Below are 16,643 nucleotides of genomic sequence, written 5' to 3'. Positions count from 1 at the left end.
CTAATACCTTAATATTAGCATAGACAGCAAAAATCATGATACGATAGGAATAGAAAGTTGAATAGTGAGATATGTTTCCCCTTTACATATGCTATGCATTCAGCGAAAGACGATTATCAATTATTGCAAAGGAGGCTACAAAATGAAACTAGCTTTTATTTCTGATATACATGGAAATGCCGTTGCATTGGAGGCTGTGTTAGCTAGTATAAAAGAAAAAGAAGTCGATAACATCGTTGTACTTGGAGATATTGCCTATCGCGGACCCGAACCAAAACGGTCAATAAAACTTATTCAAGATTTAAATACAACGGTAATTAAAGGAAATGCAGATGAATGGATTGTACGAGGAGTAAAACAGGGGGAAGTTCCTGAACAAGCACGAAATCTGATGAATCAAGAGCGTGAATGGACGGTATCACAATTAGATCAATCTGCATTAAATTATTTAGAAACATTACCAACCAATTTAAATTTAACTAAACAAGGGATTCATATGCATGCTTTTCATGCAACCCCAACAAGCCTATTTGATGTTGTTTTACCAGATGCAACCAACGATGAAATCAGGGAAAAGATCATAAATAAATACAATGCAGATATTTATTTGTATGGGCACATTCATCAATCTTATATTCGGAATATTGATGGAAAGACAATTATTAACCTAGGTAGTGTTGGTTTACCTTTTGATGGTATCCCTAAAGCTTCTTATGCAATTGTTGAAATAACAGATGGTTCAATTTCTACATCAATCGAGCGAGTCACCTACGATATCGAAAAAACAATCCAAGCATACAAAGAAGCTAACTACCCAAACACAGCGATGATGGAACAAATACTTCGCACAGCTAAAAATGGATAAAGCCCAAAGATAATCCGTCGATGTAATCCACATCGACGGATTATCTTCATTTCTTTCTAAATATAGAGATCTAACTTCAAAACAAATCCTCACTACTTAGTGCAATCTTCCTTCATATGAGTTATTACCCAAACACTTGGAAATTTTTTCTCCCCCTTTATTTATTCATTTTTCTGCAATTATGCCGAAAATAACAGAAGAAGCATTTATATTTCCTGCTACTAAGAGAAAGGATGAAGAAAAAGTAGACTAAAAGTAGTCAAGGAAACAAACTTTCGAAAATAAACAAAGGGGACAGCTTATGAAAATGATATCAAAGATTAAATTTAAATTACCACTTACAGTACTATTATTACTCATTATACCTTTAACCGTCGTTGGAATTATTTCGTATAACAAGACAGAGATATTAGAGAAAGCCGTTATTAAGAAAGAAGATATAGCATCCCTTTCACCAAAGTATCAAGAAATTTTTCAAGAATATGAAACAAAGTTGATGGGTATGGTTGAAATGGAGGAATTTCAATTAAATCAGATTCATCCACCTGAAGCAACGAAACAATATCCAACTATGCCTGCTGCTAATCAACCTGCATTAACCAGTTATTATGAGTCTTTTTTATCTGAATTGGCTAACAAGAATGACTATATTATGAACCTTTATTTAGGTACACCAGATGGAGAATTATATTTACATCAAATTGATGAATCTACTGATCTATCGGGTTATGATCCAACGACAAGGGACTGGTATCAGCTTGCTGTAAATGCAGATGATAATGTTGCTTGGACAAAGCCGTACATAGATGCAGCCAGTGGTAAATCCACGATCACCCTTGCTAAAACAGTAAAAAATGATAACGGAAAAATCATTGCCGTAGCAGCAATTGATTTTGAAATGTACCAGCTAGCAAAAATGATTCGAAAAAATATTCTCTTTACTACTTTTATTACACTGGGCGTTTCGGTAGTTATAGCAATGATTATATTTATCTTTCTTATTCGTTCGCTATTATTTAACATTTCAACCATTAAGGAAGAGATGCATCGCTTAGCTAAAGGAGATTTAACAGGTGAAAAAGTAGTAACAAAATCAAAAGATGAATTTGTAGATTTAGCGGAGTCCGTAAATATAATGAAAGAAAATGTTTATCAAATGATTCATCATGTAAGTAGTGTGACAACAAATGTACGACAACAAAGTGACCAATTGTCCCAATCTTCCGACCAAGTTAGGGAAGGAAGTGAGCAAATTGCTGCCACAATGGAACAACTTTCTACAGGAGCCGAATCACAGTCAAATCATGCGGTTGATTTAGCAACAGCAATGCAACAATATAATGAGACTGTATCCCAAGCAACAAACAATAGTACAAGTGTAGCCGATAGCTCTAAACAAGTAATGAAATTAAGTGATGAAGGGGCAGAACAATTGGAAATGTCTGTGCAGCAAATGCAAGAGATTCATCAATTAGTTCAAGATTCATTTAACAAAGTAAAAGGATTGGATCAGCAATCAAATGAAATAGAAAAAATTGTTGGCGTCATTCAAGATATTGCTGAACAAACGAATTTATTAGCGCTTAATGCTGCTATTGAAGCCGCTCGCGCTGGTGAAGAAGGAAAAGGTTTTGCAGTAGTTGCAGATGAAGTTCGCAAACTAGCCGAACAGGTAAGTCATTCTATTACTGATATTACATCAATTGTTCAGTCCATTCAGTCGGAGTCTAACCAAGTAGCACATTCTTTAGAAGCTGGCTATTCTGCCGTTGAAAAAGGATCCGATCAAATTGAAAAAACCGGCCAAGCTTTCCAAGAAATCAATCACTCGATTTCAGATATGGTTGGAAAAGTACAACACATTGCTAGTGATTTAACCACCATTTCTTCAAATAGTCAAACAATGTATAAGTCAGTTGATGAAATTGCTGCAATTTCTCAAGAATCAGCAGCAGGTGTTGAAGAAACGGCAGCTTCAGTTGAAGAAACGAACTCATCCATGGAAGAAGTAGCTAGAAGTGCTGATGAACTAGCACAATTAGCCAAAAGATTACAGGAACAAGTCGATCAATTCAAATTATAAAAAAACATCATTTTTAAAATGAGTGAGTTAGATAATTTATCTAACTCACTTATTTCTTTTCACTAACAAATCGTTTTGTTTTATCCCATTTCACTTCTTGTCTAAGTACTATACGCTTCATCTCTAAAAATGTGGCATAAACAACTAAAAATAACCATAATTGTGAATAAGTAAAATACATCAATCCTACAATTAACATATTTTTAACTGTCAACTGTCCTTTTTCTAGACTTAATGCTAACATCTCTTCAATAATGAATAACAAAAACCCTATACCTATTAAAAGAATGGATACATAACCAATGGTTAATCCTAAATCTATAAATAAATTAGTAATGAATAATCCATGAGATGTAACTACACCAAAGAAAAATAATAAATAGGTAAAAAAGAAGTAGAATAAATCAATAAATACTTTTTTATTTTTCAACCGATAAAATTGCAAGATAAATTTGGTTATTACATAAAGGTTGCCTCTAGCCCAACGCGTTCGCTGCTTCCACCAAACCTTCCAAGATTCTGGTTCTTGTTCCCAAGTAATTGCAGAAGGAAAAAAACGAATATGATAACCTAAATCATACACACGAAAGCTTAACTCCGTATCTTCCGATAGGGCTTTTTCGTCCCATCCACCCAATTCTTCTAATATAGACCGTCTAATAGCGAAATTAGTTCCTGGTATCGTGGTCATTTTAAACCAAAACCATCTTCCAGCTTGAGCAAGCCATTGAAAAGAGATCGTTTCTATATTAATTAGACGTGTTAAAAAATTTTTATTCGCATTATTCACTCGGAACTTCCCAACGACTGCGCCTGCTTTCGAATCATTGGCTAGCCCTGCTGTTAGCCAGTAAATTGCATCCGATTCGGGGATGTTATCTGCATCATATACACAAATGATGTCACCAACTGCTTGTTCTAATCCTAAATTCAATGCTCGTGATTTGCCTTTCCCCCCTAATGGTGGGACGGTGTGAATGACCTTAATAAATGGATACTGTTTCACATAATCTTCAACAATTTCACCTGTTCCATCACTGGAATGATCATTAATAACAATAACTTCAAGTGACTGGAGCGGATAGTTTAATTGACACATTGCCTGTAACGTATCTCCAATCACTAATGCCTCATTATGTGCTGGAATTAAAATAGAAACAGTTGGAAAAGGTGTTTTATTTTGCTGCCATCGTCTTTCCATCTGTCGATTCTTTCGAGATAACAGATACCCACCTTGCATTAAAAACAGATGATAAAGTAATAAAGCCCAAATACAAAATAAGGAAAGATATAACATCATATTTGCCAAAACTTATTTCCTCCTGTACGAATGATATCGAGAACGTTGCTGATGCTTGTTTAGCAAAATGTAATAAATAAATAAACACACTGCACAACTGCCTATACCAATAAATATCCATAGAAGAACTTGTGGCAATTTTTTTATATGGTAAATTAAATATCGCTTATCAGATTGAAATAATTTCAAATAATCTATTCCTGTATGCATTTCTCCATCATTAGATTGAATCGTTACATGGCTTGTTGCTACTTCGTTATCCATCTGTTTTAAATCAATCCATTTCATGTTAGGTACATGCTCTAGTAATGTAAGCATTTCTTTAAAACCTTCTACACCTAAATAAGGATGATAAAATCCAGCAACCATTCCATCTCGCACCATCATCTGACTTTTAATCGCTTTACGCATCTTTTGTAATGAAAAAGATGCCTGTTCCATATAGCCAATCGTTTCCGGTAATAACGTCATCCCATTGAGAAATTGAGGGTTAGTTATATAAGGAGCTCCCATCATCTTTTGCCAATTTTGATCACTTAATTGTAACTGACCAACGTAGGTCGAAAAGAATTGTGAAGTTATTTGATAACCATTTTGTGACATGGTATAGTGTGGTGCCTCAAAAGCGAGGGGATAAAGACGATAATTCGCCAATTCATTAATTCCTTTTGTTAGCTTTTTTTCAATATATGTTGTCTCTATTTTTTGTTTTTCTCTAAGGTAAATGTCATAGTCTTCGCGCTTAGCAAAATCATCTATCCCCTTCTTTTCTGGTGTTTCCTTTACTCCGTGATAAATTGGCATATTATGTTCTACATCCCAAAATTCAAACCCCTCACCTGTCTCACTATCTCTAAATTGATGAGTGTATCCATGCAAAACAATACTACCACCATTGTTTTGGATAAATGATAAAGCGTTAAGCAATTCTGGGGAATCAGAGAGATGATATTTTTCTTTTGTTTGCGGATGGATATAGACTGGAATAACTGCTACCATATATGGTATTTTGCGCTCCTTCAACAATTGGGCAATCTTCATTAATTTATCAACTTCCACTAATGGATGTACATCCTCGAGTCGAATATACCCTTGATATTCATGAGGATGGTCAACTGAAAAAACTTCATGTAATACCTCTCCAATGAGAGTAGCTACCGGCATTTCTATCGTTGTTATTGCTAAATAAAATATCGATTCATTTTGAATTAATAATGGATATTCTTTGCTACTATCCCCTTTACCAAATAGCCATGTTTTCACCTCTTTACTTGTTTCTATATTTATAATCGATTGTTTTTGTATACTTAAGGTTTCCGCTTTATCTGTCGCCAAATAAATCTGATTGATGTTACGCTTTTCATTTTGCTTTATAAATGCAAACCGTTCACCTAACTGCGCAACATTTTCTCCAATTGCTAAAACAGTACCATGAAAATCAGATAGTAATTCCACAAAATCATTTGGAATGGTAGCTAACTGATCATCAAAATAAACGACATGTGTACGATCTTGAAAATCATTCCCTTTTACTTCTTTTATCGATTTAAAAACAATATTTGTTGTAAAATGACTGATTAATAAATCTAGCTTTCTTTGATTCACATGCCCCTTTTCCCCATCAAACTTACCTACTACGAGGACGGCTGGTGTAGAAGAAAGTTTTTTAGCATGAATGACATGTATCGAACTTTCAATAAAAATAATGCCTAATAGTACAACACAAATTATTGGTTTCCAATGCTTCCCCATCCCTTTCCCTCCATAGATAGATTAATGTGAATGTCTGAATCGTACAATTGAAAAGAGAATGATACTTATCATTAGACCAACACCTATAAGTAATCCAATAACATAGTGATTTGATTTTCCAACATCTGTGGCTTCTTGATGAATAGGTTTTAAACTATTCTTTATATGATTTACCTTGATATTGCCTTTATTTGTTTCGATATGGACAAAATCTGTAGAAACAACGTGTTTCTGTTTTTTTAAATCAAACCAATAAACCTGTTCCATTGAATCCAATTCATCTAATAACGTATTTAACCAATCACCCCCCATAAATGGATGAAAAAAAACACCAACAAATCCATCTCGCACGATTTGTATATGTTTTATCTTCTCTCTCACATCTTGTATGGATTGTAGTGGCTTATCATATATTATATATCCAGCTGTTTCAGGTATCAATACCATTCCATTTAAAGTGGGTAGAGCTGTGATATAAGGAGATGCACTCATCATTCTCCAATCATCATCCGTAAGTTGTATTTGTCCAACAATTGTCGAAAAGTATTCAGTTAACACTTGATAGCCTTGCTGTGAGATAGCATAATGCGGGACCTCAAAAGCTAATGGATATAACTCATTATCTACTAAAGCCTGAACGCCCTTTTCTATACGTTCAGTGATATACTTTTTTTCATTAAGGAATGAAATGGGTTTATTTCTATCCTTATCCCAAAATTCAAATCCAGTACCTGTTGGACTTTGTTTAAATTGATCCGTATACCCGTGCAAAACAATAGAAGCACCATTTTCTTGCATCTCTTGTAGCACATTTACTAATGCTTGATTTTCCCATAAAAAAAATTCATCACCAGTTTTCGGATTCTTAAACATCGGAGTAACGGATAGCAAATAAGGAATATTTCGTTCATCCAAAACATCAGCAATTTCCTCTAATCTTGCCGCATCCGTTCTAGGATGAATGTCTTCAATTCTTATAAGTACTTGCCGTCTGAGATGTGTAGTCGTATCAAATAATTCATGTAAAAAGTCTGCAAACAAATAACTCGTTGGCGGAAACAAATAAGTCGTTGCGTAATAATAGGCATTTTTTTCTTTTACTAGTAATGGAACTGTTCTTTCTCCTTTTTTCGCTGTTATTAACACTTCTTTTTGGAGATCCTCTTCTGTTTCTATAAGCAAGACAGGCATATCTTCTACAACTATTTTCTTGTTTATTTGGTTGGGTACAGCGATTGAGGAGGCATACATTAACTCATTGATTGTATCGAATGAAAACGTGTCATTCATTTGTTCGACATTATGACCCAGGTGAATAAAAGGACCAGAAAATGATTCGAGTATATTCATTGTCTTTTTTGATAGTTGCTTTTTTGATAGGCCATAATAAAATAGATGCGTCGCTTCGGCGGTATCTGTTTCTTTTAAATAATTACTATTTATCCATGTGATATCTGAAGTAAAGTGGCCTAATAACAACGCTAATAGATTTTTTTCCTTAGTTATTGATTCACTATCGGTAGAATAAACGATCACAATTTGGGGTTCATTTGATGGATCTGCAACCACTACTAAACCATCAAACACAGGCGAAAAGTATAACGTGCTAGACAGGAAAACGATAATTAATTTGTATTTAATCAGTTCACTTCCTCCTTTGTTTATCCTACATCTAAAGTCCTGTTTACATGAATATGTAGATAAATTTAAAAAATACCTGCTATTAGAGGAAGAAGTTCAATAAATTTTCACAAATATTCAGAATAACTTGACAATATACACTATTACCGATATGATTAGTAGAAATTAAATAACGCTTATCATGAGTGGTGGAGGAATCTGGTCCTATGATCCCACGGCAACCGTTTGTTTCAAGCAAATAAGGTGCCAAATCCAGCAGCTAACTAGCTGAAAGATAAGAAGAAATTCCTGATATTCGATATCCGGGAACGTATAGGATCATAAACCTTCTTCTTATTTGTTAGCTAAGAAAGGAGGTTTTTTTAGTTGAAAATAGGTAACTTGTATCGAATGAAATTCAAATAACAACCATGCTGAGCAAAAAGGTCTTTGTAAAATGAATTGGAGGGATAACATGACAGAATATGGGGTTTGGATGATTGCCTTTGCACTTATTTACACTTTCTTATTAATCATCATTGGTAATGTAGCACGTGTAAAAGCATCAAATGGAAATAATTTTTTTGTTGGAGGGCGAAATTTCCGTTGGTGGACAGTTGCTTTTTGTATCACTGGATTATTCTCAGGGTCTACTTATATATCCATTGTGGAATTGTCATACCTTACAGGTGTCTCTGCCATTTGGTATGGTATTGCAGAAACCATTCAAGTTTTAATTATAGCGCTATTAATGATCAAATCCTTTCGCAAACGTATGATGGTTACCGTATCGGGACTAATCGGTGATAAATTTGGTCGTACAGCAAAAGGAATTGCTGGATTAATTACAGCATTCGCTTTTCCAATGTGGTCCGTTGCAACAGCGATTGCATTTGCATCCGCATTAAACGTCTTTACAGGTATTTCGCTCAGTTTCTCTGTCGCATTCACTGCTATTTTATTGTTCATCTACTTACAAGCTGGAGGCATGTGGTCTGTTGCTTTTACCCAAACCATGAATACGATTGTGTTTCTAATTATGTTCATAATTGGTTTGATTGCCTTCTTCCTCAATCCTGGTATAGAAGGTTTGGTTCAACTTGCTCAAAACAAACCGTCCATGTTTGATTTTGACGCTGTAGGAATTCAAGTAATTGTTGCATGGTTTGGTACCTTTTTAGTGAACGTTATTCTAGCACAAGCAGCTTTTCAAATGGCTCTATCTTGTCGAACCCCTGAAGAAGGACAAAAAGGGTTAATAGGTGCTGTCTTTTTAGGGATTCCTTTTATTCTATGTGGCATTCTATTTGGTTTAGCCGCAGCTGTAGTTATTCCAGGAGAAACGCTTGGATTAGTAGCCTTACCACAATATTTAATGGAAGTTTTACCTGCTCCTCTAGTTGGTTTGTTCTTTTTAGGGATTTGGGCTTGCGCGCTTGGTTGGGGGGCTCCGTGTCAATTTTCTGGTGCTACTAGTCTTGGAAAAGATGTAGGTAGTGCAATTTTCCCGAATGCAAGTCATAAACAATTAGTTAGCTATACTAAATTATCTTTACTATTACTTACTGGATTAATGATTATATTTGGTTTATTACGAACAGAACAATCTGCATGGTGGAATGTACTCGCATGGACAACAAGAAATGCTGCTACATTTGCACCTGTTGTTGCAGCATTATTTTGGCCTGTTGTAACAAAACGTGCAGTTGTTAGTTCTTTAATAAGTGGATTTATTACTGGATTGCTATGGTATCATCTAGGTGATTGGCAACCTGCTTCATTCTTTTTAAATATTCACCCAGTATGGATCGGTATGTCAACCAATGTGCTAACAATCATCAGCGTTACTCTTCTAACAAATTATGCCAATATTTATTTTTCTGTGAAAAATCATACGAAACAGGACTTTCTTGCCGTAATTACTACGATTATTCTAGGTGCTTTTACCATTATCTTTTTCAAACCATTACATGAGCTAGGTTTAATCGGTTTGTTTGGCTTCTCAACGATTGTCACCTTGTTTATTTCTAGTATCTTGTTTGTACGAGAAAAAAACGAAACACAGTATGCTACACAACCATTACATGTAACGAATCAATAAAGCCATAATCAAAAAGGATCAAACCCACTAGGGTCAGCTAGTTGGGTTGATCCTTATTTTATTATAATCGATCACGCATGACATCTTATTGCTCAAGAAATTGGTGCAATTGTTCTGCTGACAAAGGTTTAGAAAAAAAGTACCCTTGCCCATATTTGCATTTTAAATTTGCTAAGGTTCGCGCTTGATACGCTGTCTCCACTCCCTCGGCTACAACCTTCATATTAAGATTGGATCCAATGTCAATAATTGTTTTAATTACCGATACGTTTTCCTTTTTCTCTAATTGGGTTACAAAAGACTGATCAATTTTAATGGTATCAAAAGGTAATGATTGTAATATATGCAAAGAGGAATACCCTGTACCAAAATCATCAATGGCTATGCGAACACCAATAGCATGAAGTTCATTTAATGTGTCAATCGTCTGTACAATATTCCCCATCGTACTTTCTTTTATTTCTAACTCTAAATACTGTGGATCTAACGCTATTTGATTTAGTATTTGTTTAAGTCTTGTATTGAAATCTTTTTGTTCCAATTGTTTTGCAGATACATTAATAGATATAGTAAGATTTTCATATCCTTTTTGATGCCAAAGCCTAAGTTGTTCACAGGCATGCGTGATCACCCATTCATCAATGGCAAAAATGTACCCTGTTTCTTCTGCAACCGGGATAAACTCATACGGCGATATCACCCCTAATCTCGGATGATTCCATCGAATGAATGCCTCAACACCAATGATTTCCTCACTTTTTAAATTGATCTTCGGTTGAAAATATAAAGAAAATTGATTCAGCTCAATCGCCTGTTGCAATTCTAATTCAATATTTTTTTTCCGTAAGATAGTTTGATAAAGTTGTTGATTAAAATAACAGTATTGTGCTTTCCCCTTTTCTTTAGCTAAATACATGGCCGCATCAGCATGATGAATCAAGGTTTCTTGTTTTTGGCCATCTTCTGGGTATACACTAATACCAATACTAGGTGTTACCATAATGGTATGATTTTTTATCAAGAAAGGAGTTGAAAACAGATCTAATACAGTTTTCGCATATAGTGTGCCATATATCCTTTTCAAACCGGGTACAATAATAACAAACTCATCTCCACCAATGCGATAAACCTTACCCACCTGCTCAAAGGCCTTCTTTAACCGCTTAGATGCAGCTTCTAATAGCATATCTCCTACATTGTGACCCAATGTATCATTAATACTTTTGAATTGATCTAGATCCATTAAAAACATTAAGAATGGTTGTTGTTCTTTTTCTGATTTTTGCATCATGGTCTCTAAATCTTTGGTGAATTTTGTTCGATTCTTTAATCCAGTTAATGTGTCATGAAAGGCCAAATAACGATATTCTTTCACTAATTTTCTGTGATGTCGCATGACATACCATTGCCTACCACTAATCATAAGCAACATAATAGTCATTCCAATAATTAACGCATTTAATTCCCAATCGTGACTTTCAATGATCATTATTAATAAGATAAAAACAATGATATAGGGAAATCTTGACTCTCTATTTTCAAAGTATTTAATCATTTTCCACTCTGATATTTCTGTAGGTGCTTCTACTAATTTTAAAGAACTTACAATAAACAATAATCCAAGTAACCAAACCACATCAGCTATCACAGAGTCTATATTATTTACTAAAAAACAATAATAGAGAAAAACACCTGAAGCATGGAAGAACATACCGGTTATAAGAAATAAAATAGGATCTTTTTCTGCACTTTTGCGAGAAACATAAAACAATAAACTAGCAGCAAAAAAGATACTGATTGTACTTATTTGAAACCCTAGTATAAGTACGGTCATACCTATGGAACCATTGACAAGTGACATGATTGGCTGAATAAAGTAGTGCATGTGAATCACTACGATAAATGTCATAAATACGCTAATGCTAAAAGAGAAAGCTTGAACAGGTTCTTTCATCTCAATCGTCTTTATTTTATAAACAAGCGAGGCTAAAAATACAAAATATGCCATAACTAATAAAAATAAAGAAACAAAGGGATATGTAGTAACTTGATAAACAATAAATAAATAGATCCAACTAGCATTAGCTAGACAATAAAGCGACAACCCTACACCGATCATTAACCAGAAATGACGCTTCTTTCCTTGCGTAATAACAATAGCTCGATACAGCCATTTTAGTCCAATTAAATAAATAAAAATAGAAACGATCGTTGCAAACCGATGAAGCCATTCCATATCTTGAATAAACCATACAAATAGTATATAAAATACAGCTAGACTAGTTATTGACGCTATGATTCTTCGTTTTGTATTAAACATCAACATCCCGACCTTTAAAAAAATACTATAAAAAAGGTTATTTCCATAAGAAATAACCTTTAGCTAGTTATCTCATTGGTAGCTCAGCCGCCATTTTATTCAGGCCTGGAGCTTTGCGTCCTTATTTTTCAATAAGTTTGCCATTTTTCAGTAAGATAGTACGGTGCTTCATTTATTAATTATAGTTCTATTTTATCATGAATTCCAATAATAAACGTTACTTTTTTACTAGTCTGTTAATAATTACATGAAAATAAATTTGCTATTTTTTAAGTTTGTTTTAGTCTAACTATTTTAATCTATTCATTAATTTTTAACAAATACATTAACTTGGGTAATTTTTTTATATTTTTTAGTAATTAATGATTTACTTCTTTTATATTAAAGGATAGAACCCGCTCTGTTTCTGGATTGTATTTCACTATCCCTTGCACTTTTAATTTTTCTTGCGGTGATTGTAGGATATATTCATATATTTCTTTGGTTTGATTTTGATTTGGTTTGGTCCGCTCTTTAAAGCTATAATCGACTACATTATAATTGGGGTAAGCTACCTGGATAAGTTCTAAAAGATATTTTCCCCATTTCTCTTGTTCTAGTGCTGGTGAAGGTTCAAATTCAATCGCAATAACTCCTTGATTTAAATTTGCACCTAATGCTTCAAAAGCTAACCGATGTAAGTTAATTTTGTTATTAGAATAGCCAGGTACTTTATCTACAATTGTCACAATAACTTCTCTGCCTGTAGAAAGGTTTTTCACTTTTAAGCTTTGACCACATTCATAAGGTGCATGAACGCCAACAGCAACCGTCATATATTGATTAGATGACCAAGGTAAACCGCATTGAGTTACCTTACCACCGTCTGTCCATGTTGCTTGCCCACTAATTTTATTCTGTCTTTCTGATTGCATGGGATATATATAGCCATACCTTGGATCCACTGGATAACCATAAACGTGCGGATTTACTTGATTGAAGTGACCATAATAATAAGGATACATAATCTTCCTCCTGAAAACACATTTTGATATACAGTAGTTTATGCCCTTATTCCACTTATTTGTGACAAAAACCTATCATTTCAAGTGTAAAAAAACCGATTAATTTAAAAAGCAATTAATCGGCTCGGATTTTAAGAAGCCTTTTTCATCCATTTTTTCTCTGTTTCTGATACAATAACAGCACATGCCGCATCACCAGTTATATTAACCGCTGTTCGCGTCATATCCAATATTCGGTCAATACCAATAATTAATGCAATACCTTCCACTGGTAATGATACTTGGTTTAGTACCATTGCTAGCATAACTAATCCAACTCCCGGGACACCGGCTGTACCAATACTAGCAAGTACAGCAGTTAAAACAACCATTACTAGTTGAGATAAGGACAAGTCTGTTTGATAAACCTGTGCAATGAATATGGTAGCCACCCCTTGCATAATTGCGGTTCCGTCCATATTAATGGTTGCACCTAGCGGTTGAACAAAACTACTTATTGATTTGGGTACATTTAGCTCTTCCTGTGCAACCTTCATTGAAATGGGGAGTGTCGAACTACTACTTGATGTACTAAACCCTACCGTCATGGCTGGAATAAATGCCTTAAAGAAACGAATCGGATTTCGCTTACCAATTACAGCAACCGCCATACCATACGTAAACATAGCATGAATCATTAGTACAACAAACACGGTTATCATATACAATAACATCGCTTTTGCACCACTTAATCCTAACGAACCCATAGCAGATGCTAATAATCCAAATGCCCCATAAGGTGCAAATTTCATCACAATATTAACAAGAAACATCATAACCGTATTACCTTGTTCTAATACGCGATAAAGCGCTTCTGTTTTTTTCCCTAAAATGGCTAATGCAAAACCAATAAAAACAGAAAAAGTGATAATTTGCAGCATATTTCCTTCTACCATTGCTTGAATAGGATTGGTAGGAATAATACTTGTAAATGTTTGAACAACGGAAGGAGCTTCTGCTGTTTCATAAGATGCTTGAGCTGTCTCAATACCAACGACGTTTCCAGGCTCAAAAAGAACAGCAACTCCCATTGCAATAGTGATAGCAATCGTTGTTGTTACTAGAAAAAACAATAACGCCTTGCTACCAATACGTCCCAATTTCTTTGGATCACCAATCGAAGCTGTTCCTAATGTAATAGAAAAGAAAACAATTGGTACAACAAGCATTTTAATTAGATTTAGAAAAATAGTTCCTAAAGGACTAAAGAAATACGTATCTATTGGTTCAAAGCTAGTAGGTGCATAGAGATGTAATCCTAATCCTGCAACCGCACCCAAAACCAGCCCTATAATAATTTTCACTGTTAATTTCATATTGGTTCCTCCTCGTATAGCGTACACTTCTTTCTGTATTTTTTTAAGTATGCATATCATTCCTGAATAGTTAAGAAAAGAAAAAAGGAAAGAATATATCATTGAGTAGATGTTTAAGGTAAGGTAGTTGTTTCAACTATAACAATGCCTTTTAATTAAAATATAAATGATGTCGTTTTGTCAATATTAATTGACTAGGTAACTTATTCTAAGAGTATTTTTTATACTATTTATTTATATAAAAAACAAAACCATGCAAGGAATAGAGCCCTCATTTGCACGGTTTTGTCTACAATTAATAGTATTCTATTTTCTGTTTAAATTTTGAATTGGCTTACTAATTTATTGAGTTTATCAGCAAGTTGGGATAGCTCATGGGATCGATTTGCAACTTCTTCCATTGAACTATTCGTTTGCTGCGTTGAAGCAGAAGACTCCTCTATTCCAGCAGCTGATTCTTCTGAAATAGAAGCAATTTCTTCTATAGATACATTCATCTGTTGACTATTAGTCGTAATTTGTGTTAAATTCTCTGAAATTTTCTTAATTCCATTAGTCATTTCTGATAAATTATGATCTATTTTATCAAATGTTTCACCTGTGATTTTAATTTGTTTCGTTCCTTCTTCAACTGCTTTATAACCATCCTGCAATGAATTCGTAACCGCTGTCGTTTCATTCTGTATCCCATCAACAATTCCTGTAATATCAGTGATAGAATGGCTTACTTGTTCAGCAAGTTTTCTAACTTCGTCTGCAACCACGGCGAATCCTTGCCCATGTTCCCCAGCTCTAGCAGCTTCAATGGCAGCGTTCAACGCAAGTAGATTTGTTTGTTCAGCAATATCTTTAATTACATATACTAGCTTAGAAATCTCTTTTGAATGACCATCTAGACCTGCGACTTTTTGAACAGAATCTTCTACAATACGGTGAATATTTTCCATTTGATTGCTTGATTTTCTCATTAAATCGCTACCCTGATTGGTCATCTCTAACACGTTATTTGATGTTTGATGAATCTGTTTTCCTTCCGTATTAGCTGTTTCCACTAAATGCGTAAAAGAACTCATATTAGAAGAAAGGTCACTGGCATGTTGCGCCTGTGTTTCAGAGCCTGAGGCCAACTCCTCCATTGTGGCAGCCACTTGTTCTGTTCCTTCTTTCACTTCATTGGCTGACTGTGTTAGTTCATCCCCATGATTAGTGAGTAATTCGGAAGTTTTCGACACATTCGTTATGATTTCTTTTAAGCTATCTTGCAAATGATTCATGGCATCTGCTAGTTTGCTAGTCTCGTCTTTAGATTTAAGCTGTAATTGTTCAACTGTTAAATCTCCATCAGATAGATACTTCATTTGTTCTGTTACTTTTCTGATCGGTTTTGCTATACGATTGGAAAAGAGCCAAATAATAAGAATACCAATAACCAATGTTCCACCTATTGTGATAAGAACTAAACGTAGAATATCTTTTGCTGCTAAATTGAAATCAGACATGTGCGTAGAAGCACTTACGGTCCATCCCCAATTAGGATCCGTCTTAGAAAAGGCTATCCAAGGAACAATTTGGTCTTCATTATCTGGATGGGAAAAATCATAATAAGTTAGGCCTCCACCATTATTTCCTCGTTCAATCATTTTTTGAACAAATTTTACACCATTTGAGTCTTCAAGTTCCCATGTGTTTTGGCCTTCTATGTTAGGTTGCGCAACACTTGTCCCTTGATTATCTAATACAAATATGTATCCGTCTTCACCGATCTTAATGTCTTTGTTCAATGGTCGGGTTCCATCTGCTTGTTTTTCACCCAGTATCGCGACCTTTACTCTCTCTTGTGCCTCTTCTAATGAGAGCGTCCCTTTTTCCACTTCTTCATTCAAATTATCGATTAATAAAAGGGTTAGTTCTACACTGTTTTTTAAATTGGTTTCACCAGCTTCATCCAAACTTGATTTGCTCTGCTGATAACTTAACATGCCTAAGACAATCAAAGGAATCGTTAAAAGCAGTATAGAGATAGCGATTAATTTAGATTTAATGGATCTAAGTTTCATTTGATAAACTCCTTCTTAACTTTTTTCTTACATTTAAAAGTGTTAAAAATAATAGAATATACTAGCTAGATTTTTATATTTAATAACCTCCAATTCCTAACTGTTTTCTCAGTATAATCCAGACTTTGTACTGTTATATTACATTTATCGACATGATTTTCTATTTATAAAGAGACGGTAGAATTA

At 34.4% G+C, this 16,643-nt stretch carries 10 protein-coding genes and 2 riboswitches; of the genes, 3 read left to right on the top strand and 7 right to left on the bottom strand.

The genetic code is table 11. From position 1 onward, the window contains the following. Positions 1-142: 142 nt before the first annotated feature. Together BN1058_RS02840 and BN1058_RS02835 are read left to right on the top strand one after the other, a co-directional pair. A complete protein-coding gene (locus BN1058_RS02840; protein WP_090852578.1) occupies positions 143-865 on the top strand; it encodes a metallophosphoesterase family protein in 723 nt (240 codons plus the stop codon). Positions 866-1,166: 301 nt separating this feature from the next. Continuing rightward, complete coding sequence (locus tag BN1058_RS02835) at positions 1,167-2,948, top strand: methyl-accepting chemotaxis protein (RefSeq protein WP_090852575.1); 1,782 nt, start codon at positions 1,167-1,169, stop codon at positions 2,946-2,948. Between the two features lie 49 nt (positions 2,949-2,997). Here BN1058_RS02835 and BN1058_RS02830 read toward each other — a convergent pair whose 3' ends face one another. From BN1058_RS02830 to BN1058_RS02820, 3 genes are read right to left on the bottom strand one after another with little or no spacing between them, the layout of a single operon-like run. Beyond that, the gene (locus tag BN1058_RS02830; RefSeq protein WP_090852571.1) at positions 2,998-4,257 is read right to left on the bottom strand and encodes a glycosyltransferase family 2 protein; all 1,260 of its coding nucleotides are present in this window, start codon (positions 4,255-4,257) and stop codon (positions 2,998-3,000) included. Between the two features lie 3 nt (positions 4,258-4,260). After that, entirely contained in the window at positions 4,261-6,000 is a 1,740-nt protein-coding gene (locus BN1058_RS02825; protein WP_090852568.1) for a polysaccharide deacetylase family protein, read from the bottom strand. 21 nt (positions 6,001-6,021) lie between these two features. Then, the gene (locus tag BN1058_RS02820) at positions 6,022-7,569 is read right to left on the bottom strand and encodes a DUF2334 domain-containing protein (RefSeq protein WP_090852565.1); all 1,548 of its coding nucleotides are present in this window, start codon (positions 7,567-7,569) and stop codon (positions 6,022-6,024) included. A 245-nt stretch (positions 7,570-7,814) separates the two neighbouring features. Then, a riboswitch (SAM riboswitch) is annotated at positions 7,815-7,922 on the top strand. A 173-nt stretch (positions 7,923-8,095) separates the two neighbouring features. Here BN1058_RS02820 and BN1058_RS02815 point away from each other — a divergent pair. Continuing rightward, positions 8,096-9,721 (top strand): sodium:solute symporter family protein, encoded by a 1,626-nt coding sequence (locus BN1058_RS02815; protein ID WP_090852562.1) that lies wholly within the window; start codon positions 8,096-8,098, stop codon positions 9,719-9,721. A gap of 85 nt (positions 9,722-9,806) precedes the next feature. On the opposite strand, the gene BN1058_RS02810 is transcribed toward BN1058_RS02815, so the two are convergent. From BN1058_RS02810 to BN1058_RS02795, 4 genes are all read right to left on the bottom strand, one after another. Next, positions 9,807-12,041 carry a putative bifunctional diguanylate cyclase/phosphodiesterase gene (locus BN1058_RS02810; protein ID WP_176694430.1) on the bottom strand — a complete coding sequence of 745 codons (2,235 nt, stop codon included), beginning with the start codon at positions 12,039-12,041 and terminating at the stop codon, positions 9,807-9,809. A 74-nt stretch (positions 12,042-12,115) separates the two neighbouring features. Continuing rightward, positions 12,116-12,193: riboswitch (cyclic di-GMP riboswitch) on the bottom strand. 207 nt (positions 12,194-12,400) lie between these two features. Beyond that, entirely contained in the window at positions 12,401-13,045 is a 645-nt protein-coding gene (locus tag BN1058_RS02805; RefSeq protein ID WP_090852556.1) for a DUF3889 domain-containing protein, read from the bottom strand. Between the two features lie 131 nt (positions 13,046-13,176). Then, the gene (locus tag BN1058_RS02800) at positions 13,177-14,400 is read right to left on the bottom strand and encodes a dicarboxylate/amino acid:cation symporter (protein WP_090852553.1); all 1,224 of its coding nucleotides are present in this window, start codon (positions 14,398-14,400) and stop codon (positions 13,177-13,179) included. Positions 14,401-14,717: 317 nt separating this feature from the next. Then, complete coding sequence (locus tag BN1058_RS02795) at positions 14,718-16,457, bottom strand: methyl-accepting chemotaxis protein (RefSeq protein ID WP_090852550.1); 1,740 nt, start codon at positions 16,455-16,457, stop codon at positions 14,718-14,720. Positions 16,458-16,643 lie beyond the last annotated feature (186 nt).

This window comes from Paraliobacillus sp. PM-2, from assembly GCF_001368815.1.
Taxonomy (GTDB): Bacteria; Bacillota; Bacilli; order Bacillales; family Amphibacillaceae; genus Paraliobacillus.
Note: the sequence above shows the minus strand (reverse complement) of the source record. Positions and strands in the feature narration are given on the sequence as shown.

What these genes read in the sequence shown, in the direction of transcription:
- BN1058_RS02805 (WP_090852556.1), bottom strand. Translation starts at nt 13,045, where the DNA reads ATGTATCCTTATTATTATGGTCACTTCAATCAAGTAAATCCGCACGTT.
- BN1058_RS02810 (WP_176694430.1), bottom strand. Translation starts at nt 12,041, where the DNA reads ATGTTTAATACAAAACGAAGAATCATAGCGTCAATAACTAGTCTAGCT.
- BN1058_RS02835 (WP_090852575.1), top strand. Translation starts at nt 1,167, where the DNA reads ATGAAAATGATATCAAAGATTAAATTTAAATTACCACTTACAGTACTA.
- BN1058_RS02825 (WP_090852568.1), bottom strand. Translation starts at nt 6,000, where the DNA reads ATGGGGAAGCATTGGAAACCAATAATTTGTGTTGTACTATTAGGCATT.
- BN1058_RS02815 (WP_090852562.1), top strand. Translation starts at nt 8,096, where the DNA reads ATGACAGAATATGGGGTTTGGATGATTGCCTTTGCACTTATTTACACT.
- BN1058_RS02800 (WP_090852553.1), bottom strand. Translation starts at nt 14,400, where the DNA reads ATGAAATTAACAGTGAAAATTATTATAGGGCTGGTTTTGGGTGCGGTT.
- BN1058_RS02795 (WP_090852550.1), bottom strand. Translation starts at nt 16,457, where the DNA reads ATGAAACTTAGATCCATTAAATCTAAATTAATCGCTATCTCTATACTG.
- BN1058_RS02840 (WP_090852578.1), top strand. Translation starts at nt 143, where the DNA reads ATGAAACTAGCTTTTATTTCTGATATACATGGAAATGCCGTTGCATTG.